Below are 20,991 nucleotides of genomic sequence, written 5' to 3'. Positions count from 1 at the left end.
CGGCATCCGGCGCCCCGTCAGCCGCGCGCCGAGACTCCCGTCAGAGCCGTCACCACCGGGTCCAGTGCCTGGTTGATCTCGTCGCCGATCGAGCGGAAGAAGGTGATGGGGGCGCCGTACGGGTCGTTGACCTCGTCCGCGTCCACCGAGGGGGCCAGGAGCCACCCGCGTAGAGCCGCTGCCGCGCGGACCAGGGCGCGCGCGCGTTCCACCATGCCCTCGTCGTGGGCGTCCGGGAGCGTCGCCGGGTCGATCGCGCGGACCAGGCGGGTGAACTCCTTCAGGGTGAAGGTGCGCAGGCCCGCCGAGTGGCCCATCGAGATGACCTGGGCGCGGTGGTCGCGGGTCGCCGTCAGGACCAGGTCCGCGCGGATGACGTGCTCGTCGAGGAGCTCGCGCCCCACGAAGCCGCTGTAGTCGGCGCCGAAGTCGGCGAGGACCAGTTCCGCGTTGGCCTCCATCGGGGCGCCCTCGTGCCCCCAGGTGCCCGCGCTCTCCACGATCAGGCCGCCGCCGAGCGGGTCGCCGAGGCGGTCGCTCAGGGCATGCCGGGTCAGCCGCTCGGTGATCGGCGAGCGGCAGACGTTGCCGGTGCTGACGTGGAGGATGCGGAAGGTGTTGCTGTCGTCGAACCCCGCTATGCCACGCCCCTCAGGGGCGGTCAATTCGCCACCTCGAGGTCGGGTACGACCTTCCGGAGCTCCTCCGCCGACAGCGCGCCCTCGCGCAGCAGCACCGGCACCTTGCCCGTGACGTCGACGATGGAGGACGGGACGATGCCGGGCGTCGGTCCGCCGTCCAGGTAGACGGAGACGGAGTCGCCGAGCATCTGCTGGGCCGCGTCGCAGTCCTCCGGGGACGGGTGGCCGGTGAGGTTCGCCGACGAGACGGCCATCGGGCCGACCTCGGTGAGCAGCTCGATGGCGACCGGGTGCAGCGGCATGCGGATGGCGACGGTGCCCCGGGTGTCGCCCAGGTCCCACTGCAGGGACGGCTGGTGCTTGGCGACGAGGGTGAGGGCGCCGGGCCAGAAGGCGTCGACGAGCTCCCACGCCTGCTCGGAGAAGTCCGTGACCAGGCCGTGGAGGGTGTTCGGGGAGCCGATGAGCACGGGCGTGGGCATGTTGCGGCCGCGGCCCTTGGCGGCGAGCAGGTCCGCCACGGCCTCGCTGCTGAAGGCGTCCGCCCCGATGCCGTACACGGTGTCGGTGGGCAGCACGACCAGCTCGCCCCGGCGGACGGCGGACGCGGCCTCGCGCAGACCGGTCACACGGTCGGTCGCCTCGTTGCAGTCGTATCGCCGTGCCATCAGTTCCCGGCCTCCTCGTACGCGTGGTTCGTCATGGCGGTCATGCCGGTCATGGCATGGCCTTGCGGGCGGTCGCGAAGCGCGGCCGGTTGTTCAGGTCCGGGTGGTCGGCTGCGTCGGCCCAGCCGGCCTCCTCGTTGAAGATCCACGGCACCTGCCCGCCCTGGGTGTCCGCGTGCTCGATCACGACGAGGCCGCCGGGACGGAGCAGCCGGTGGGCGGTGCGCTCGATGCCGCGGATGGTGTCGAGGCCGTCCTCGCCGGAGAAGAGGGCCATCTCCGGGTCGTGGTCACGGGCCTCGGGTGCCACGTACTCCCACTCGGTGAGCGGGATGTACGGCGGGTTGGAGATGACCAGGTCGACCTGGCCGTCCAGCTCGGGCAGCGCGCTGAGCGCGTCGCCCTGGTGGACGGTGACGCGGGAGCCCTCGGCGTTCTTGCGGGTCCACACGAGCGCGTCGTCGGAGAGCTCCACCGCGTGCACGCGCGAGCGCGGCACCTCCTGGGCCATCGCGAGGGCGATGGCGCCGGAGCCGGTGCAGAGGTCGACGATGAGGGGTTCGACGACGTCCATCGCGCGGACGGCGTCTATGGCCCAGCCGACGACCGACTCGGTCTCCGGGCGCGGCACGAAGACCCCGGGCCCGACCTGGAGCTCCAGGTACCGGAAGAACGCCCGCCCGGTGATGTGCTGGAGCGGTTCGCGGGCCTCGCGGCGGGCGACCGTCTCCCAGTAGCGGGCGTCGAAGTCCGCGTCCTTGACGTTGTGCAGCTCCCCCCGCTTGACGCCGTGCACGAACGCGGCGAGCTCCTCCGCGTCGAAACGCGGTGAGGGAACGCCGGCGTCGGCCAGCCGCTGGGTGGCCTGGGCCACCTCGGCAAGCAGCAGGTTCACGCTGGTCCTCCGTGGTGCGGGGTGGGGCTTACGGAACTGACGCCACTTACGCCGCGGCGAGCTTGGCGGCCGAGTCGGCGTCGACGCACGCCTGGATCATCGCGTCCAGGTCGCCGTCGAGCACCTGGTCGAGGTTGTACGCCTTGAAGCCGACGCGGTGGTCCGAGATCCGGTTCTCGGGGAAGTTGTACGTACGGATCTTCTCGGACCGGTCGACGGTGCGGACCTGGCTGCGACGGGCGTCGGCGGCCTTGGACTCGGCCTCCTCCTGCGCGGCGGCGAGCAGCCTGGACCGCAGGATACGCATGGCCTGCTCCTTGTTCTGGAGCTGGCTCTTCTCGTTCTGGCAGGAGGCGACGATGCCGGTCGGCAGGTGGGTGATGCGGACGGCGGAGTCGGTGGTGTTGACCGACTGGCCGCCGGGGCCCGACGAGCGGTAGACGTCGATGCGCAGGTCGTTGGCGTGGACCTCGACCTCGACCTCCTCGGCCTCGGGCGTGACGAGGACGCCGGCGGCGGAGGTGTGGATGCGGCCGGCGGACTCGGTCGCGGGCACGCGCTGCACGCGGTGCACCCCGCCCTCGTACTTCAGGCGGGCCCAGACGCCCTGGCCGGGCTCGGTGGCGCCGTTGCCGCCCTTGGTCTTCACGGCGACCTGGACGTCCTTGTAGCCGCCCAGCTCGGACTCGGTGGCGTCGATGATCTCGGTCTTCCAGCCGACGCGCTCGGCGTACCGGAGGTACATGCGGAGCAGGTCGCCGGCGAAGAGGGCGGACTCGTCGCCGCCCGCGCCCGCCTTGATCTCCAGGATGACGTCCTTGTCGTCGCTCGGGTCGCGCGGGACGAGGAGCAGACGGAGCTTCTCGGTGAGCTCCTCCCGGTCCTTCTCCAGCTGCTTGACCTCGGCGGCGAAGTCGGGATCGTCGTGTGCCAGCTCGCGGGCGGTCTCGATGTCGTCACCGGTCTGCTTCCAGGCCCGGTAGGTGGCGACGATCGGGGTCAGCTCGGCGTAGCGCTTGTTCAGCTTGCGCGCGTTCGCCTGGTCGGCGTGGACCGAAGGGTCTGCGAGCTTCGTCTCGAGGCCGGCATGCTCGCCGACCAGTTCCTCGACCGCCTCGAACATCGGGGGCTCCTGGGTTTTTCGTCAGTTGCTACGGGACGGCAAAGCGCCGGTCCCGGCCACCCGCGCGGGGCGACCGTGGACCGGCGCAGGGGCTCGCTACTTGGCGGAGCCGGCCTTGCCGAAGCGGGCCTCGAAGCGGGCGACGCGGCCGCCGGTGTCGAGGATCTTCTGCTTGCCCGTGTAGAACGGGTGGCACTCGGAGCAGACCTCGGCACGGATGGTGCCGTCGGTCAGGGTGCTCCGGGTGGTGAACGACGCGCCGCAGGTGCAGCTGACCTGGGTCTCGACGTACTCGGGGTGAATCTCGCGCTTCAAGGTGTCTCCTAGTTTCGGGAGGGCTCCGGGTCGCTTCCGCGGGTCGCGGCAAACGTGAACCGGGGCCGACGTACCAGTCTGCCAGGACCGGCCGCATCTCCCCAAACCGGGGTCGCGGCGAAAGTATTCCTGAGCCCCTTCGGGCGGCGGGTGGACGTGCTTCTCCAGGACGCCCGCGCCGCTGCCCCACGGCGCCCGCGGCGCTACTTCACGATGCCGTCGGCCTGGCCTGTGGCCGCGTCCTTCGTCGCCGAGGCGGGGATCGGCAGGTCCTTCCGCAGGGCCGTCCAGACCTGCCGCGACTGGGCCTCAAGGGGCACGACGCGGTTGGGGTCCCGGGGGTCGTACTCGACGGGCAGGGTGACCATGTGGACGTTCTGGGAGCCGATGCCGGTGAGGCTCTTGGCGAAGCCCATCAGTTCCTGGACCGAGTCGAGTTCGGAGTCGGGGGTGATGGCCTTGGTGGCGGCGTCGGCGAGGTCGAGGAGCTTCTTCGGGTTGGTGAGGACACCGACGTCCTTGACCTGGTTCATGAAGGCCTTCATGAAGGCCTGCTGGAGCTGGATGCGGCCGAGGTCACTGCCGTCGCCGACGCTCTTGCGGGTCCGCACGAGGCCGAGGGACTGCTCGCCGTCGAGGGTGTGGGTGCCCGGTTCGAGGTCGAGGTGGCTCTTGCTGTCCTTGATGGCGGTGGTGGTGGTGATCTCCACGCCGCCGAGCTTGTCGATGAGCTTCTTGAAGCCGGTGAAGTCGACCTCGATGTAGTGGTCCATGCGGATGCCGGAGATCGACTCGACGGTCTTGACGGCGCAGGCGGGGCCGCCGACCTCGTACGCCGTGTTGAACATGGCCCGTCGCTCGGCGGCGACGGCGGCGCCCTGCGCGTCGGTGCACCTCGGCCGGTCGATGAGGGTGTCGCGGGGGATGGAGACCACGCTGGCCTTCTTGTGGCCCTCGTAGACGTGGACGACCATCGCGGTGTCGGAGCGGGCGCCGCCCTCGTCCTTGCCGTAGGCGCCGTTGTCGCCGGAGCGGGAGTCCGAGCCGAGGACCAGGATGTCCATGGAGCCGTTGTCGACGTCGTCGGGGCGGTCGGTGCCCAGCTGCGCGTTGATGTCGACGGTCTCGAGGTTGCCGTCCAGCTTGAAGTAGACGTATCCGAGGCCCGCGCCGCCGAGGACGAGGACGGCGAGGGCGCCGGAGACCAGCACGGCCGCCTTGCGGCTGCGCCTGGCGGGCTGCTTGCGGCGGCGCCCGTTTCCCGCGCCGCCTATTCGGCCGCTCTTGCTCTGCTCGGTCATCGCCATCCCTAGGGCCCTAGATTCACCATATGTGACGGTGATGCGTCCGAAAGGGTTGCATACGGGCCTGTGAGGTTTCGGTGAGCGCGGGCCGGGACAGCACCGCGCCCACCGTGCGGGGCACGGTGGGCGCGGTGGTTCACGCAGGTCACGACGGGGTTACGGACCCAGGGTCCGGCTTTCGTCGCGTGACGCAGGTCTCACGTCAGTCGTCGTTCTTGCCGCCCGGCGTCGTCTTCTGGATCTGGAGCAGGAACTCGCCGTTCGACTTCGTCTGCTTCATCTTGTCGAGGAGCAGCTCGATCGCCTGCTGCTGGTCGAGCGCGTGCAGCACGCGACGCAGCTTCCAGGTGACGGCGAGCTCGTCGCTGCCGAGCAGGATCTCTTCCTTACGCGTACCCGAGGCGTCGACGTCGACGGCCGGGAAGATGCGCTTGTCGGCGAGCTTCCGGTCGAGCTTGAGCTCCATGTTGCCGGTGCCCTTGAACTCCTCGAAGATCACCTCGTCCATGCGCGAGCCGGTGTCGACCAGCGCGGTGGCCAGGATGGTCAGCGAGCCGCCGTCCTCGATGTTGCGCGCCGCACCGAAGAAGCGCTTCGGCGGGTAGAGCGCGGTCGAGTCGACACCACCGGACAGGATGCGGCCGGAGGCCGGCGCCGCGAGGTTGTACGCGCGGCCCAGGCGGGTGATCGAGTCGAGCAGGACGACCACGTCGTGACCCAGCTCCACGAGGCGCTTGGCGCGCTCGATGGCCAGCTCGGCGACGGTGGTGTGGTCCTCGGCCGGACGGTCGAAGGTCGAGGAGATGACCTCGCCCTTGACCGACCGCTGCATGTCGGTGACCTCTTCCGGACGCTCGTCGACCAGGACGACCATCAGGTGGCACTCGGGGTTGTTGTGCGTGATCGCGTTGGCGATCGCCTGCATGATCATGGTCTTGCCGGTCTTCGGCGGGGCCACGATCAGACCGCGCTGGCCCTTGCCGATCGGCGACACGAGGTCGATGATCCGCGTGGTCAGCACGCCCGGGTCGGTCTCCAGACGGAGCCGGTCCTGCGGGTAGAGCGGGGTCAGCTTGTTGAACTCGGGGCGGCCGCGGCCGGAGTCGGCGGCCATGCCGTTCGCCGAGTCCAGGCGGACCAGCGCGTTGAACTTCTCGCGGCGCTCGCCCTCCTTCGGCTGGCGCACGGCGCCGGTGACGTGGTCACCCTTGCGCAGGCCGTTCTTGCGGACCTGGGCGAGGGAGACGTACACGTCGTTCGGACCGGGCAGGTAGCCGGAGGTCCGGATGAAGGCGTAGTTGTCGAGGATGTCGAGGATGCCCGCGACGGGGATCAGGACGTCGTCGTCGGCGACCTGCGGCTCGCCGGCCTGGAAGTCGTCACGGCCGCGACGCCCGCGGCGGTCGCGGTAGCGGCCGCGACGCCCGCGGCGGCCGCCGGCCTCGTCGTCGTAGTCGTCCTGCGGGCCGGCCTGCTGGCCGCCCTGCTGACCCTGGCCCTGGACCTGCTGGCCCTGACCCTGGCCCTGGCCCTGACCGCCCTGGCGCTGGCGCTGGCCGCCCTGGCCACCACCCTGCTCGTCGCCCTTGCCGCGGTCACGCTGACGGTCACGGCGGTCGCGGCGCTCGCCACGCTCCCCGCGCTCGCCACGCTCGCCGCGGTCACGGCGGCCACGGCCCTCGGCGCCGTCGACGGCGGCCTCGGCCTTGGTGTCGGTGCCCGCGTCGGCCTTGGCCTCGGTGCGGGTCTCGGTCTTGACGGCCTGCGCGGCCTCGGCCTTGGCCTCGCCCTCCGGCGAACCGGCGGGGGCGGTGGCGCGGCGGCGACGACGCTCGCCCGCGGGCTGGTCGTCGGAGGCCGGCTGGCCCGGGATGTCGATCTGCTGCTGGGCGACGGCCTTCTCGGCCTTCTCGGCCTTGGGCTCGGCGGCCTCGGCAGCGGTCTCACCCGTACGGGCCTTGGCGGTCGTGCGGCGCTTCGGCTTGGTCTCGGCGGCGTCGGCGGCCTTGGCGGGGGCGGCGGAGCCGCCACCGGCCTGCGCCTCCTTGATGACCTCGATCAGCTGGCTCTTGCGCATCCGCGCGGTGCCCCTGATGCCGAGGCCGGACGCGACCTGCTGCAGCTCGGCCAGGACCATGCCCTCGAGGCCGGTGCCGGAGCGGCGGCGCCGTGCGGTGCCGCCGGTGGCAGCACCTGCGGCGGGCGCGGCGGCGTCGACACTGCTGTCGGCAGTCACGCCCATCAGATCGGTGGTGTCGCTCACGAAGGGTCCTTCCCTGGAGCGGACGTCGGCCATCTGGCTCGGCGACCGGTTGTGCTGTCCGGCAGCGGTCCCGTGTTGGGTGGACCGTGTCCGGGGCGGTGGTCCCGCCGGGTACGGCGGAGAGAAAACGTGCTGGGGTCCGGCCCGAGCGCCCCCTGCTCGGCCCTCGCGAGGAAAGAAGAGCGAGGGGTGTCGTGCCGGTTCCGGAGCGTGCTCGAAACTGCTCAGGCAGGCTGCTCAGGCAGTTGGGGAGGCTCCCGGAAGAATCGGTGGTCCCTGATGGGGACACTCAGCACCGCGCCACAAAGGCGCCGGGTGCTGACTTGAGGTTAACACTACCGGCTCCAACAAACATTCCCCCTCTCCCTCACCGGCAATCTCCTGTCCCGGACGCTGCCCGGCGTCCGGCCGCCGTGCGCCTAGGGCGCCAGCGGAAGGACGCTCGCTCCGGACGCGTCGAGGTCGAGCCGGTTCGCGGCCCAGCCCTCGCCCGCGAGGCGGGCGACCTTGTCGGCCGTCCCGTGTTCGGCCAGCGCGAGGACCGTGGGGCCCGCGCCGGAGATGACCGCGGGGACGCCGTCCGCCCGCAGCCGGTTCACCAGGGCGATGCTGTCGGGCATCGCGGGAGCCCGGTACTCCTGGTGCAGCCGGTCCTCGGTGGCCGCGAGCAGCAGCTCGGGGCGGCGGGTCAGGGCCTCGACGAGGAGCGCGGCGCGCCCGGCGTTGGCCGCGGCGTCCACGTGCGGGACGGTGCGCGGCAGGAGTCCGCGGGCGGTCTCGGTCAGCACCGGCTTCCCGGGGACGAAAACCACCGGAACGATGGAATCCGAGGGATCCATCCTGATCGCCCGCGCGGCACCGGACTCGGTCCAGGCGAGCGTGAATCCGCCGAGCAGACATGCGGCGACGTTGTCGGGGTGCCCCTCGATCTCGGTGGCCAGCTCCAGGAGGGCGGCCTCGTCGAGCTTGGCGTCCCCGCCTATGGTCACGGCGCGGGCGGCGACGATGCCGGCGCAGATGGCGGCGGAGGAGGAGCCGAGGCCGCGGCCGTGCGGGATGCGGTTGGCGCAGACGACCTCGAGGCCGCGCGGCTGCCCGCCGAGCAGGTCGAAGGCGGTGCGCAGGGAGCGTACGAGCAGGTGGCTCTCGTCGCGCGGGAGCGTCTCGGCGCCTTCACCGGCGATGTCGACGTGCAGGCCGGAGTCGGCGACACGGACGACGACGTCGTCGTAGAGGCCCAGCGACAGGCCGAAGGCGTCGAAGCCCGGACCGAGATTGGCGCTGGTGGCGGGGACGCGCACCCGTACGGCGGCGGCGCGGAACGCTGGACCGGCCATCGCTCGATGATCTCCTTGATTGCGACAACGGGTTGTTCTGGAACAGCGGGTGTTTCAGAGGGTGTTTCGGCGGGTGTTTCAAGAGAAGTACGGGGAACCCGGGGGCCGTTTCAGCCACGGAGGCGACGACGGCAACGACACCGCGCATATGCGTCGGGGCGGGTTCGGTACAGCCTATCGAAGGAAGGTTCTGCCGCGACATAGGGCGCACAGGAGGCGCACGATGCGTGTCGCGAGCCAACCTGTGCGCCTATGTACGTTCCTGATCGGGTTTCGATCAGCACGTTTCCCCGCGCGGAGGGGTGAGGATCAGGCCAGACCGAGGCGTTCGGCGGCGGCGGCCGCGTCGACCGGAACGGTGACCGGCTGCGGGGCGCCGGCGACGGCCCAGTCGGGGTCCTTGAGCCCGTTGCCGGTGACCGTGCAGACGATCCGCTGGCCCGGGTCGACCTTGCCCTGGGCGGCGGCCTTCAGGAGACCGGCGACCGAGGCCGCCGACGCGGGCTCGACGAAGACGCCCTCCTGCGCGGCCAACAGGCGGTAGGCCTGGAGGATCTCACGGTCCGTCACCTCGTCGATGAAGCCGCCCGACTCGTCGCGCGCGGCGATCGCGTAGTCCCACGAGGCCGGGTTGCCGATGCGGATCGCGGTGGCGATCGTCGACGGGTCCTTGACGACCTCGCCGCGGACCAGCGGGGCCGAACCGGAGGCCTGGAAGCCCCACATGCGCGGGCGGTGCGTCGCGAGACCGTCCGCGGCGTACTCGCGGTACCCCTTCCAGTACGCCGTGATGTTGCCGGCGTTGCCCACGGGCAGGACGTGGATGTCGGGCGCGTCGCCCAGCATGTCCACGATCTCGAAGGCGGCGGTCTTCTGGCCCTCGATGCGGACCGGGTTGACCGAATTGACCAGCGCCACCGGGTAGTTCTCGGAGAGGCTGCGGGCCAGGGTCAGGCAGTCGTCGAAGTTGCCGTCGACCTGGAGGATCTTCGCGCCGTGCACGAGGGCCTGGCCCATCTTGCCCAGCGCGATCTTGCCCTGCGGCACGAGGACGGCCGAGACCATGCCGGCGCGCACCGCGTAGGCCGCGGCGGAGGCGGAGGTGTTGCCGGTGGAGGCGCAGATGACGGCCTTCGCCCCCTCCTCCTTGGCCTTGCTGATGGCCATGGTCATGCCCCGGTCCTTGAAGGAGCCGGTGGGGTTGGCGCCCTCGACCTTGAGGTGCACCTCGCAGCCCGTGCGCTCGGAGAGGACCTGAGCGGGTACGAGCGGCGTGCCGCCCTCACGGAGCGTGACGACGGGCGTCGTGTCCGTGACCGGAAGGCGGTCCCGGTACTCCTCGATGATGCCGCGCCACTGGTGGGTGCCCTTGTGGGTCATGGGTCCTTTACTCCCCTTCAACACGCATGATGCTGGCGACACCGCGCACGGTGTCGAGCTTGCGCAGCGCCTCGACGGTCCCCGAAAGGGCGGCGTCGGGCGCGCGGTGGGTGACGACGACGAGGGAGGCCTCGCCGTCCTTGCCCTGCTGGCGCACCGTATCGATGGATACGCCGTGCTCGGCGAAGACCGTCGCGACCTGGGCGAGGACGCCCGGCTTGTCGGCCACGTCGAGGCTGATGTGGTACCGCGTCACCACGTCGCCCATGGGGCTCACGGGCAGCTGGGTGTACGCGGACTCGCCGGGGCCGTTGGCCTCGTTGAGCTTGTTGCGGCACACGGCGACGAGGTCGCCGAGGACGGCCGACGCGGTCGGAGCGCCGCCGGCGCCGGGGCCGTAGAACATGAGCTGCCCGGCGGCGTCGGCCTCGACGAAGACCGCGTTGTACGCCTCGCGGACGGAGGCCAGCGGGTGGCTGAGCGGGATCATCGCCGGGTGCACGCGCGCGGTGACGGACGCGCCGTCGGCGGCGCGCTCGCAGATGGCGAGCAGCTTGATGGTGCAGCCCATCTGCTTGGCGGAGGCGAAGTCGGCGGCGGTGACCTCGGTCATGCCCTCGCGGTAGACGTCGTCGAGGCGCACGCGCGTGTGGAAGGCGATCCCGGCGAGGATGGCGGCCTTGGCGGCGGCGTCGAAGCCCTCGACGTCGGCGGTCGGGTCGGCCTCGGCGTACCCGAGGGCGGTGGCCTCGTCGAGCGCCTCGGAGTAGCCGGCCCCGGAGGTGTCCATCTTGTCGAGGATGAAGTTGGTCGTGCCGTTGACGATGCCCATCACGCGGTTGATCTTGTCGCCGGCGAGGGACTCGCGCAGCGGGCGGATGAGCGGGATGGCGCCGGCGACGGCGGCCTCGTAGTAGAGGTCCTGGCCGTGCTCCTGGGCGGCGGCGTACAGGTTCGCGCCGTCCTGGGCGAGCAGCGCCTTGTTCGCCGAGACGACGGAGGCGCCGTGCTCGAAGGCGGTGGTGATGAGGGTGCGGGCCGGCTCGACCCCGCCGATGACCTCGACGATCACGTCGATGTCCCCCCGTTTCACGAGGGCGGTGGCGTCGGTGGTGATCAGCTCCGCGGGGATGCCCTCGCGGACCTTGTCCGGGCGGCGGACCGCCACGCCGGCGAGCTCGACCGGGGCGCCGATGCGCGCGGCGAGGTCGTCGGCGTGCGTCGTCATGATGCGCGCCACCTCTGAGCCGACCACTCCACAGCCCAGCAGCGCCACCTTCAGCGGACGCGTACGCATCATCCGACCTCTTTCTCGTCCTACTTCGTATCTCTACGTTCGAGTCTCTGCGGTTCTCAACGGTGGAACCAGTCTCACTCACCGGACGGGGGTTTCCGCCCCTCGTCCGGATCCTGAGACATCTATTTCATCACTCGACTATTTCATCACCCGACGTCGAGACGCAGGAGATCTTCCTCCGTCTCGCGCCGCACGATGACCCGCGCCTCGCCGTCGCGGACGGCGACGACGGGCGGCCGGAGTGCGTGGTTGTAGTTGCTGGCCATGGAGCGGCAGTACGCACCGGTGGCCGGCACGGCGATGAGGTCGCCGGGCGCCAGGTCCGAGGGCAGGAAGGCGTCCCGTACGACGATGTCGCCGCTCTCGCAGTGCTTGCCGACGACCCGGGAGAGCATGGGCGCGGCGTCGCTGGTCCGCGAGACGAGGCTGACGCTGTACTCGGCGTCGTACAGCGCGGTGCGGATGTTGTCCGACATGCCGCCGTCGACGCTCACGTACGTGCGCAGCCCTTCGAGCGGCTTGACGGTGCCGACCTCGTACAGCGTGAAGGCGGTGGGCCCGACGATGGCGCGCCCGGGCTCGACGGAGATGCGAGGCGTACGGAGCCCCGCGGCCTCGCACTCCCGCGTCACGATCTCGCTCAGCGCCTTGGCGATCTCGTGCGGCTCGCGCGGGTCGTCCTCGGAGGTGTACGCGATGCCGAGGCCGCCGCCGAGGTCGATCTCGGGCAGCTCGACACCGTGCTCGTCCCGCACCTCGGCGAGCAGCTGGACGACCCGCCGCGCGGAGACCTCGAAGCCGGCCATGTCGAAGATCTGCGAGCCGATGTGCGAGTGGATGCCGATGAGCTCGAGCCCGTCCAGCTTCAGCGCCCTGCGCACGGCCTCGGCGGCCTGTCCGCCGGCGAGCGCGATGCCGAACTTCTGGTCCTCGTGCGCGGTGGCGATGAACTCGTGCGTGTGGGCCTCGACGCCGACGGTCACGCGGATCTGCACGCGCTGGCGCTTGCCGAGCGACTGCGCGATGTGCGCGACGCGCACGATCTCCTGGAAGGAGTCGAGGACGATCCGCCCCACGCCGGCCTCGACGGCCGTACGGATCTCGTTCTCGCTCTTGTTGTTGCCGTGGAAGGCGATGCGCTCGGCGGGCATCCCGGCGGAGAGGGCGGTGGTGAGCTCGCCACCGGAGCACACGTCGAGGTTCAGCCCCTCTTCCTTGAGCCACCGCACGATGGCCCGGGAGAGGAAGGCCTTCCCGGCGTAGAAGACGTCGGCGTCCTTGCCGAAGGCCTCGGCCCAGGCGCGGCAGCGGGCGCGGAAGTCGCTCTCGTCGAGGAAGTAGGCGGGGGTCCCGAACTCCTCGGCGAGGTCGGTCACGCTCAGCCCTCCGACGGTGGCGACACCGCGCTCGTCCCGCTCGACGGTCCGGGACCACACCTTGGGGTCGAGGACGTTGAGGTCGGCGGGGGGCGCGGTGTAGTGACCCTCGGGAAGGACGTCGGCGTGGCGAGGGCCTGCGGGATGGGCGGAACGACTCATGTCTGAACTCTTTCAAATCCGTTCGGGTGCGCTGATGCCGAGCACGGAGAGGCCACCGGCGAGCACCGTCCCGGCGGCTTCGGCGAGCGCCAGCCGGGAACGATGGGCGGCCGAGGGTTTCTCGTCGCCGAGCGGCAGAACGGTGTGCTGGAACGCGAGCAGCGCGTCGGCGGTGGCTTCCAGGTGCCGGGCGACCCGGTCGGGGGCGCGGTGGCGGGCGGCGGTGAGGAGGGCGACGGGGTGGTCGCCGAGGACGCCGAGAAGTTCGGGTGCGTGGACGGGGGTCTCGTACGCGGGCTCGAATCCGAGCTGTGCGGCGTTGGCGAGCAGCCGCCGGACGCGGGAATGGGCGTAGCGGACGCGGAAGAGGGAGTTGCGCTCGTGCTGGACGAGAAGGGGAGGCCCGTCGAGGGGCCGGTCCTGGGGGGCGGGCCGGAGAAGGGCCCAGCGGGCGGCGTCGACACCGAGGGTGTCGGGGTCGTAGGCGCCGGGGTGGACGTGAATCCGCTCACCGACGGGCTCACCGGTCGACTCTCGGGGCGGCGCACCGGTCGGCTCGTCCTGGCTGCTGAACCCGGCGTCGGCGCCCTGGCTCCGGAGGAGCCGGACGACGGTCTCGGTGACGAGCAGCGCGCGCGACTCTGTCAGGTCGGCGAAGCGGACGGTGAGCCCGGCGAGGGCGGTGCCGCTCCCGTACGCGTCCCCGGCCTCACGGACGGCCCGTACGAGCTCGCCGCCGGCGTCGGGCCGAAGGGTGAAGTTGAGGAAGCCGGGCCCGGTGACGTCGACCGCCTGGAGTCCGGGGGCGTCACGGAGGCGTTCCTCCAGGATCCCGGCGACATCGAGGGCGGTGCGTCCGGCGGACCGGGCCAGGGTGAGGGCGACGTTGCTGGCGTACTCGCCGACGCCACCGGGCCGAGCCCGCTCGACCTTGACCGTCGGGGGTACGTCGACCCGCAGCGCACCGTCGTCGACCGCACGGCGCACGGCGTGCAGCACGGTGAGGGAGAGGTCCGCGGGGGTCACGGGACAAGCGTAGGGGAGGAGGGGGGGCGGAACGCGAACCGGTTTCGCCATGCGGTCACCCTGGGCGGGGACGGGCCCGGTGGCCGGCCGACCGACGGCACTCAGTGGGGGCGGTGGGTGCTCCCGGCGCGTCGGGACTCCTGGCAGCCGTCGACTGCGGCCGGGTCCTCTCCCCCGTCGGGCCCGGCCCTCTCGGGCCGCTCGCGCCGCTCGCGGTGCATCAGCTGACGGACGACGCGGACGAGCTCGGCGGGCTCGAAGGGCTTGGCGAGAAAGGCGTCGACGCCGGAGGCGACCCCGCCGGACACCTCGTGCTCACCGCAGGCGCTGATGATCGCGACGGGGAGGTGACTGGTCCGGGGATCGGCCCGCAGCCGCTCTGCCGTCTTGATCCCGTCCAAGCGGGGCATGACGACGTCCAGGGTGACGACATCAGGACAGACCCGATGTACGACATCCAGACACTCGGCACCATCGGCCGCGGTCACGACCTCGAACCCCTCGAGTTCGAGATTGACCCTGATCAACTGCCGGATCACCTTGTTGTCGTCGACAACGAGCACCCGACCGGACACGCCTGACACACGAACGAGAGTAGGCCGCCCCGAACGGCCGCGTCCGGGTTTTGCCCACTTCTGACCCGTGCGGGGGACCCCGCCCCTGGTGACACCCCGGAAATACCTGTTCACAGCCACTCCCGCAGAGCTGGTAGGGTTCTACCCGTCGCCGCCGAACGCGGCGGACGCCCCCGTAGCTCAGGGGATAGAGCAACGGCCTCCGGAGCCGTGTGCGCAGGTTCGAATCCTGCCGGGGGCACTTCGCAGGAAGTGCCACACAGACCCCGTGATCAGCGGAAACGCTGAGAGCGGGGTCTTGTTGTATGTGCGGGCGTATGCCGGGGTGAGCGGCCGTATGTCGCGGTCCGTGGACGAGGCGTGGACGGGCCCTGGGGGCGTCGCCACAGGTGAGCGCCGGCGGAAGCGGGGGCCCACAGGGCCGGCATCCGGCGCTACGGGGCGTGGCATACGTCAAGCCGCGTAACGGCGGGGCCCCTGGGACAATTCCAGGGGCCTCAGGCACATCCAGTCGTCGCCCGCACACCCACAGCGGACGGCGTGAGGCTTCTGCAACAGCCGCCCGGTGGACCCACGGTCGAGCTGCACCGGACGACGTACACGGCTGACGGCACCGTATTCGAATTCGCCATCGGCATCCACGCCGCCACCCGTGCGCCTGGGAGTGCGACTTCAAGGTCTCCGCGCAGCGGTGGTCTTCACGCAGGACTGGGCCGACCCCCAACGCCTCTGGGACTACCACCAGATGGGCCGCGCGCCGGCCGTGCTCGATGGCGATCGGACTCGGCAGCCACGACCTTGGGGTGGCCGACGCCGCAGTCGACCTGTACCGGCGCGACACACGCGAACGCATGCCCCGCGGCGAGGCCGTGCACCACAAGAGAGGGCCGCGGGCTCACGTATCAGCGTAGAGGCTTCCTGCGCAGCTTGGTGAGGGGCTTGGCAGAACCGAACTGCCAGTCAAGAGGGCTGCCAGGATTCTTCTCGACCTTCAGCATGACCGACTGGGAAGCGGAGAACTTGAGGACAAGTCCAGCGCGGAACCTTCCATCCGCTTGTCTGTCCCAGACAAGATCACTGTTTGTCCTGGCCCACACCGCAGCGTCCACGAACCGGGATAGCAGCGGTGGTAGCTCGGCGTCCTTCTTCTTGTCCTCGGCCACCAACTCTTCCCCCACGCTTCTGAAAGATCGGCATGACGATGTCCACGTTCTTACGTCTCTCGGCCGCCGGCTCACGCTTCCTGGTCTCGGCCGTGCTCGCACTCTAGGACACAACGGACCGGGCACGCTGACGATTCGGGCAGCTCGACAGCCCGATCGCGGGGCGTGCGTCGGCCCCGAGCCCCGCCACATTCCTCGCCCTCGGAATCGAACGGACAGGCCCCGTGATCCGTGGAAGCGCTGAGCGCGGGGCCTTGTCGTGTGTGCGGGTGGGTGCCGGGGTGTTGGGGCGCGGCGGGCGCGGTGTGGGGATCAGGGCGGTATTACGCTTTGCCCTAAGCGATTCGGGGCCGGCCGGGTGGGCCCGGGCCGGGGGGAACTGTGGCGGGAGAGTCCGTGTCCAGGCGTACCGCCAAGAAGGTCGAGCGGGTGTGGCGTGAAGGCGTCGCGCTGCTTCGGCTGGGGCAGTTCGACGCCGCCGCCGTCCGGTTCACCGAGGTGCTGGAGTACGACCCCACGGCCGCCGACGCCTGGTTGGGGCTCCACGCCACCGGGCGGTCCCAGGCCGAGGCCGTCGACGCCATGGGGCGGTACCGGCATTCCTTCGGCGCGCTGCGGAACACGTGCGCGCTGGCCGTCCGTTCCCGGTTCGATCTCGGCGTCTACGTCACCTTCCGGCTGGAGACCCCGCGCGATCTCTGGCTCGCCGGCATCGCGCAGCAGCTCTCCGCGGGGCACGTCGACGAGGCCGAGCCCGCGCTCCTCACCGCCGTCCTCGACTGCGACGAGACGCGCTTCCTCTGCACGCGTCACGCCTACCTCAAGCAGAACTGGCCGCTGGTCCTGGAGTACTCGCGGGGCATCGAGGCGCCCTTCCTGCGCGACGAGGCCCAGCTGTACGTCGGGTACGCGCTCGCCCGCCAGCGTGTCTTCCACGAGGTCCTCAACACCATGGCGCCCCTCCCCCGCGTACTGGGCCGGGGCGGGCGGTTCGACGGCGAGGTCGCCTACCTGCGCGGGCTCGCCCACGAGGGCGTCGGGGACGGCCGGGAGGCGCTGCGCCATTTCCAGTACGCCTTCCGCTGCTTCCCCGGCCTCGCCGACGTCGCCCAGCGCGCGCAGGCCCATGTTCCCGTTCAGGTCCCCGTTCCCGCCACTGCCCCGGAGGGGGCGGCGGCCGTCTCCGGCGCGAGTGCCACCGTCGTGGACCAGCGGCTCGACGAGGCGCTCGCGCGGCTCGACCGGATGATCGGGCTCGAACCGGTCAAACGGCAGGTGCGGACCCTCGTGGCCCAGCTGCGGATGGCCACCGTCCGCAGGGAACAGGGCCTGCCGACGACCGCCGGACCGCAGCACTTCGTCTTCGCCGGTCCCCCGGGCACCGGCAAGACCACCGTGGCCCGCGTCATCGGCGACATCTTCGCCGGGCTCGGCATGCTGGAGACGGGGACGCTCGTCGAGACCTCACGCGTCGACCTCGTGGGCGAACACCTCGGGTCCTCGGCCATGAAGACGAAGGCCGTCATCGACTCCGCCCTCGGCGGTGTCCTCTTCGTCGACGAGGCCTACGCGCTCCACAACACCGGCTACTCCGGCGGCGACGCCTTCGGCAAGGAAGCCCTCCAGGTGCTGCTCAAGCGGGCCGAGGACGACCGCGACCGGCTCGTCGTCATCCTGGCGGGATACCCGGACGAGATGGCCGAACTCCTCTCCACGAACCCCGGCCTCACCTCCCGTTTCAGTACGCGGATCGACTTCCCGTCGTACTCGGCGGCGGAACTCCTCCAGATCGCCCACGGCGTTCTGGAGTCCCAGGGCGACGTCGTGGACGAGGACGCCGCCGCCGTCCTCCACTCCCATTTCCGGAGCGTCGTGCAGGACGGGCTCGTCGACCAGCTGGGCAACGGGCGGCTCGCCCGTGAGCTCTGCCGCAAGGCCGCCTCCTCCCGCGACCTGCGCCTCTACGACACCCACGGCGGCAACGCCACCCCCAGCCGGGACGACCTCGTCACCGTGCGCGTCGCCGACATCAACACCGCGTACGAGGAGTTGCGTTCCGCCGGCGGTCCTCCCTCCCGGTGAGACCAGCCGCCCAGTTGCCGGGCGCCTGCCGGGCGTCCGCCGACTGTTTTCGAGCGTTCACGCCGTTCACGCCGGTCACGCCGTGCGCTTGCGTGGCGTCGCCTTCTTCGTCGTCGTCTTCTTCGCCGTCGTCTTCTTCGTCGCCGTGCTCTTCGTCGCCGTGCTCTTCGTCGTGCTCTTCTTCGTTGCCGTCTTCGCCGTCGACTTGCGCGCCGGCGCCGCCGTCTTCTTCGCCGCCGTCTTCGACGTGGACTTCTTCGTGTCCGTCGTCTTCGGCGTACGCTCCCGTGGCTTCAGCTGGGTGACCTCCGCCTCCCCCTGCTCGCCCCTGGCCTCCTTCGCCGCCCTCACGCTGTTCTCCAGGGCCGCCATCAGGTCGATGACCTGGCCGCCGCCGGGCTCCTCGCCCGTGGCCGGGGGTGCGACTCCCTCGCCGCCCTCCGCCTTCGCCGCGATCATCTCCTCGACCGCCGTGCGGTAGTCGTCGTGCAGGGTGCTCATGTCGACCTCGCCCAGGGTGGCCATCAGGGCGTCCGCCAGGTCGAGTTCGGCGTCCCGTACGCTCACCGGGTTCTCCGGGGCCACGCCCTCCGGCGCGCGGATCTCGTCCGGCCAGAGCAGGCCGTGCATGGCGATCACGTCGTCCACGACCCGGAGCATCCCCAGGCGTTCCCGCCCCCTGAGGGCGTACTTGGCCACGGCCACCTTCTCGCTGCGCTTCAGCGCCTCGCGGAGCAGGGTGTACGGCTTGGCCGCCGGGACGCCGTTCGCCGAGAGGTAGTACGCGGCGTCCATCTGCAGCGGGTCGATGTCACCGGCCGGCACGAAGGCGACGATCTCGATCGTCTTCGCGGTGGGGAGCGGCAGCGAGGCCAGGTCCTCCTCGGTGATCGGGATCATGGTCCCGTCGGCGTCCTCGTACGCCTTGCCGATCTCCGCCTGCGGGACCTCCTCGCCGTCGAGCTCGCACACCTTCTTGTAGCGGACGCGGCCGCCGTCCTCGGTGTGGATCTGCCGGAAGGAGACGGACCGGCTCTCGGTGGCGTTCACCAGCTTGATCGGGATGCTGACCAGGCCGAAGGATATGGCGCCGTTCCAGATGGATCGCACAGGTGTTTCCCTTCGGGTCGGATCAGGACGTTTCGCCGCCCCCGATTTGTCCGTAATCGTGGGATTCTCATCGTATGACGCCTCTCACAGAGGTGGAGGGGCGGCGCCTGGCGCTCAGCAACCTGGACAAGGTGCTCCACCCGCTCACCGGCACCACCAAGGGCGAGCTGCTCCACTACTACGCGACCGTCGGGGCCGCGATCCTGCCGCATCTGCGCGATCGCCCGGTGTCCTTCCTGCGCTATCCGGACGGTCCCGACGGGCAGCTCTTCTTCACGAAGAATCCGCCGCCCGGCACACCCTCCTGGGTGAGGACCACCCCCGTGCCCCGCTCCGAGGACCCCCGGGCCCGGCAGGTGGTCGTCGAGGACCTCGCCTCACTGATGTGGGCCGCGAACCTCGTCGTGGAGTTCCACACGCCCCAGTGGCGGGCCTCCTCCCCCGCCGTCGCCGACCGGCTCGTGTTCGACCTCGACCCCGGGCCGCCCGCGACGGTCGTCGAGTGCTGCCGCGTCGCCCTCCACCTGCGCGAACGGCTCGCCGCGGACGGTCTCGACGCCTTCGCCAAGACCTCCGGCTCCAAGGGGCTGCACCTGCTCGTCCCGGTGGTGCCCACGCCGTCCCCCCTCGTCTCGGCGTACGCGCGCAAGCTCGCCGTCGAGGCGGAGGCCGCGCTGCCGCGGCTCGTCGTGCACCGGATGGCCCGGGCGCTGCGACCCGGGAAGGTCTTCGTCGACCACAGCCAGAACGCCGCCGCGAAGACCACCGCCACCCCCTACACCCTGCGGGCGCGACCCCGCCCCATGGTCTCCGCGCCCGTCACATGGGAGGAGGTCGAGGAGTGCGCCGGGACTGCCGGGGACCCCGAGTCCCTCGTCCTCCTCATGGATGACATCGCGCCACGTCTTGAGCGGTACGGGGATCTCCTCGCGCCACTTTTCGCGCCCGAGCGGGCGGGGGACGTGCCGTGAACCGGGCCGGGGACGCGTCGTGAACGGGGCCGGGGCGCACGCCCGGGGCGGGGGTGACGGTGCCGCGAGCCCCGGTGGCGGCGCTGCCGGCGACGCTCGTGGCGGGCGCGGCGTGGCTCCGGGCGGGCCCGGCGGGACCCCCGCCGGGGGTGCGCCCGCTGCCGGTGGCACTCCGGGTCACGGCCGCACAGCGCCCCACGCCCTTGGCCCCGGCCCCGGCCCTGACTCCGGCTCCGGCCGTGGCTCCCACCCCGGCTCCGACCCTGACGCCGCCTCCGGCCGCCGCTCCGGCCCCGGTCCTCGCCCTGCCCCTCGCGACCTCGTGCTCCTCCCTCCCGTCGACGTCATGCGGCCCCGTTCCGCCGACGAGATCCCCGCGCAGGGAAACCCGCCCCGGGATCTCCAGTACTCCCTCAAGCTGGACGGTTTCCGCGCCCTCGCCTTCGTCCTCGGCGACGGGAAGGTCGTCCTCCAGTCGCGTTCCCGTCGCGACCTCGCCCCCGAGTTCCCCGGGATCGCCGCGCACCTGCGGGACCGGCTGCCGCCCGGGATCGTCCTCGACGGCGAGCTCTGCGCGTACCGGGAGGGGCGGCTGAGCTTCACCGACCTGCTGCGTTCCCCCGCCGACCGGGCGCGGGCCGGCGTTCCCGTCTCGTACATCGCCTTCGACCTGCTCGCCGTCCCGGGGCGCGACGTACGGGCGCTGCCGCTCCGCGACCGGTGGGAGCTGCTCGGTACGGCCCTCCTCGACGCCGAGCCGCCGCTCCAGCGGGTGCTCGCCACCCAGGACGAGGCGACCGCCCGCGACTGGTTCCGCGACCTGCGGGACGCGGGCGTCGAGGGGATCGTCGCGAAGTCCCTGGCCTCCCCCTATCGGGCCGGCTCCACCTGGGCCTGGCGGAAGATCCGGCACATGGAGACCAGCGACGGCCTGCTGCTCGGTCTCGTCGGCCCGCCCGACCGGCCCCGGGCCCTGGTCGTACGCCTCGCCGACGGCCGTACGGTCTCCACCTCGCCCCGGCTCACCCCCGCGCAGTCGCGCGAGGTCGGCGCCCTGGCCGGGGACCGCGCGGGGCCGCTCGCCCAGGACCCCGAGCACGGTCCCGTGCGGTGGATCGACCCGCCGCTCCCCGTCGAACTGCGGCAGCTCGCCGTGCGGCAGCGGCAGGAGAACGCGACCTTCGTCCGCGTCCGGTCCGAGGGGTAGACGGCGCCCGGGCCCCGTTCCCGGGGTGGGCACTGAGTGCAACTGCCCCGCTGCGTACCGCACATGGCGCAAAGAGACCGCAACTGGGGGCCTGCG

At 71.4% G+C, this 20,991-nt stretch carries 18 protein-coding genes, 1 tRNA gene and 2 pseudogenes; 6 read left to right on the top strand and 15 right to left on the bottom strand.

Annotated elements, in window-relative coordinates; all coding sequences use genetic code 11:
• Positions 1-17: 17 nt before the first annotated feature.
• The 13 genes from ACIP8Z_RS25540 to ACIP8Z_RS25480 form a co-directional block, all read right to left on the bottom strand.
• Positions 18-665 carry a protein-tyrosine-phosphatase gene (locus tag ACIP8Z_RS25540; protein ID WP_319309825.1) on the bottom strand — a complete coding sequence of 216 codons (648 nt, stop codon included), beginning with the start codon at positions 663-665 and terminating at the stop codon, positions 18-20.
• Positions 662-1,309, bottom strand: a complete 648-nt coding sequence (locus ACIP8Z_RS25535) for an L-threonylcarbamoyladenylate synthase (protein ID WP_402087203.1) — start codon at positions 1,307-1,309, stop codon at positions 662-664. The genes ACIP8Z_RS25540 and ACIP8Z_RS25535 overlap by 4 nt, the downstream gene beginning before the upstream one ends.
• 49 nt (positions 1,310-1,358) lie before the next feature.
• Positions 1,359-2,204 carry a peptide chain release factor N(5)-glutamine methyltransferase gene (prmC, locus tag ACIP8Z_RS25530; protein WP_015036198.1) on the bottom strand — a complete coding sequence of 282 codons (846 nt, stop codon included), beginning with the start codon at positions 2,202-2,204 and terminating at the stop codon, positions 1,359-1,361.
• 46 nt (positions 2,205-2,250) lie between these two features.
• Positions 2,251-3,327, bottom strand: coding sequence for a peptide chain release factor 1 (gene prfA, locus ACIP8Z_RS25525; protein ID WP_055599287.1), 1,077 nt, complete (start codon positions 3,325-3,327; stop codon positions 2,251-2,253).
• Between the two features lie 96 nt (positions 3,328-3,423).
• Positions 3,424-3,642 carry a 50S ribosomal protein L31 gene (rpmE, locus tag ACIP8Z_RS25520; RefSeq protein WP_055599288.1) on the bottom strand — a complete coding sequence of 73 codons (219 nt, stop codon included), beginning with the start codon at positions 3,640-3,642 and terminating at the stop codon, positions 3,424-3,426.
• 203 nt (positions 3,643-3,845) lie between these two features.
• A complete protein-coding gene (locus tag ACIP8Z_RS25515; protein WP_402087200.1) occupies positions 3,846-4,943 on the bottom strand; it encodes an LCP family protein in 1,098 nt (365 codons plus the stop codon).
• Between the two features lie 205 nt (positions 4,944-5,148).
• Complete coding sequence (gene rho / locus ACIP8Z_RS25510; RefSeq protein ID WP_402087197.1) at positions 5,149-7,209, bottom strand: transcription termination factor Rho; 2,061 nt, start codon at positions 7,207-7,209, stop codon at positions 5,149-5,151.
• 419 nt (positions 7,210-7,628) lie between these two features.
• Complete coding sequence (thrB, locus tag ACIP8Z_RS25505; protein WP_030321061.1) at positions 7,629-8,546, bottom strand: homoserine kinase; 918 nt, start codon at positions 8,544-8,546, stop codon at positions 7,629-7,631.
• A 309-nt stretch (positions 8,547-8,855) separates the two neighbouring features.
• Positions 8,856-9,926: a threonine synthase gene (thrC, locus tag ACIP8Z_RS25500; protein WP_402087194.1), complete on the bottom strand. Its 1,071-nt coding sequence runs from the start codon at positions 9,924-9,926 to the stop codon at positions 8,856-8,858.
• A 7-nt stretch (positions 9,927-9,933) separates the two neighbouring features.
• Entirely contained in the window at positions 9,934-11,226 is a 1,293-nt protein-coding gene (locus ACIP8Z_RS25495) for a homoserine dehydrogenase (protein ID WP_402087191.1), read from the bottom strand.
• Positions 11,227-11,369: 143 nt separating this feature from the next.
• Positions 11,370-12,761, bottom strand: coding sequence for a diaminopimelate decarboxylase (lysA, locus tag ACIP8Z_RS25490; protein WP_402087189.1), 1,392 nt, complete (start codon positions 12,759-12,761; stop codon positions 11,370-11,372).
• A 12-nt stretch (positions 12,762-12,773) separates the two neighbouring features.
• Positions 12,774-13,787 carry an ArgS-related anticodon-binding protein NrtL gene (nrtL, locus tag ACIP8Z_RS25485; protein WP_402087187.1) on the bottom strand — a complete coding sequence of 338 codons (1,014 nt, stop codon included), beginning with the start codon at positions 13,785-13,787 and terminating at the stop codon, positions 12,774-12,776.
• A 101-nt stretch (positions 13,788-13,888) separates the two neighbouring features.
• The gene (locus ACIP8Z_RS25480) at positions 13,889-14,371 is read right to left on the bottom strand and encodes a response regulator (protein WP_402087184.1); all 483 of its coding nucleotides are present in this window, start codon (positions 14,369-14,371) and stop codon (positions 13,889-13,891) included.
• Positions 14,372-14,531: 160 nt separating this feature from the next.
• Between ACIP8Z_RS25480 and ACIP8Z_RS25475 the strand changes: the two genes are divergently transcribed.
• The 3 genes and pseudogenes from ACIP8Z_RS25475 to ACIP8Z_RS25465 all read left to right on the top strand — a co-directional run.
• Positions 14,532-14,603, top strand: a tRNA-Arg gene (locus tag ACIP8Z_RS25475).
• A gap of 275 nt (positions 14,604-14,878) precedes the next feature.
• Positions 14,879-15,042 (top strand): annotated as a pseudogene (locus ACIP8Z_RS25470) (UTRA domain-containing protein); the annotation flags it as partial.
• An 11-nt stretch (positions 15,043-15,053) separates the two neighbouring features.
• Positions 15,054-15,243: pseudogene (locus ACIP8Z_RS25465) on the top strand (YdcF family protein); the annotation flags it as partial.
• A 21-nt stretch (positions 15,244-15,264) separates the two neighbouring features.
• Here ACIP8Z_RS25465 and ACIP8Z_RS25460 read toward each other — a convergent pair.
• Positions 15,265-15,525 (bottom strand): hypothetical protein, encoded by a 261-nt coding sequence (locus ACIP8Z_RS25460; RefSeq protein WP_402087181.1) that lies wholly within the window; start codon positions 15,523-15,525, stop codon positions 15,265-15,267.
• Between the two features lie 396 nt (positions 15,526-15,921).
• Between ACIP8Z_RS25460 and ACIP8Z_RS25455 the strand changes: the two genes are divergently transcribed.
• The gene (locus tag ACIP8Z_RS25455; RefSeq protein ID WP_402087179.1) at positions 15,922-17,607 is read left to right on the top strand and encodes an AAA family ATPase; all 1,686 of its coding nucleotides are present in this window, start codon (positions 15,922-15,924) and stop codon (positions 17,605-17,607) included.
• Between the two features lie 75 nt (positions 17,608-17,682).
• Here ACIP8Z_RS25455 and ACIP8Z_RS25450 read toward each other — a convergent pair whose 3' ends face one another.
• Positions 17,683-18,717 (bottom strand): Ku protein, encoded by a 1,035-nt coding sequence (locus ACIP8Z_RS25450; protein WP_402087176.1) that lies wholly within the window; start codon positions 18,715-18,717, stop codon positions 17,683-17,685.
• 74 nt (positions 18,718-18,791) lie between these two features.
• Here ACIP8Z_RS25450 and ligD point away from each other — a divergent pair, with 74 nt between their 5' ends.
• Together ligD and ACIP8Z_RS25440 are read left to right on the top strand one after the other, a co-directional pair.
• Positions 18,792-19,688 carry a non-homologous end-joining DNA ligase gene (gene ligD / locus ACIP8Z_RS25445; RefSeq protein ID WP_402087173.1) on the top strand — a complete coding sequence of 299 codons (897 nt, stop codon included), beginning with the start codon at positions 18,792-18,794 and terminating at the stop codon, positions 19,686-19,688.
• 346 nt (positions 19,689-20,034) lie between these two features.
• Positions 20,035-20,895 (top strand): DNA ligase, encoded by an 861-nt coding sequence (locus ACIP8Z_RS25440; RefSeq protein WP_402087171.1) that lies wholly within the window; start codon positions 20,035-20,037, stop codon positions 20,893-20,895.
• Positions 20,896-20,991: the final 96 nt, after the last annotated feature.

Origin of the sequence: Streptomyces sp. NPDC088553 (assembly GCF_044752965.1) — a bacterium.
Classification (GTDB): domain Bacteria; phylum Actinomycetota; class Actinomycetes; order Streptomycetales; family Streptomycetaceae; genus Streptomyces.
This window is presented reverse-complemented; position numbering and strand designations above follow the sequence as displayed.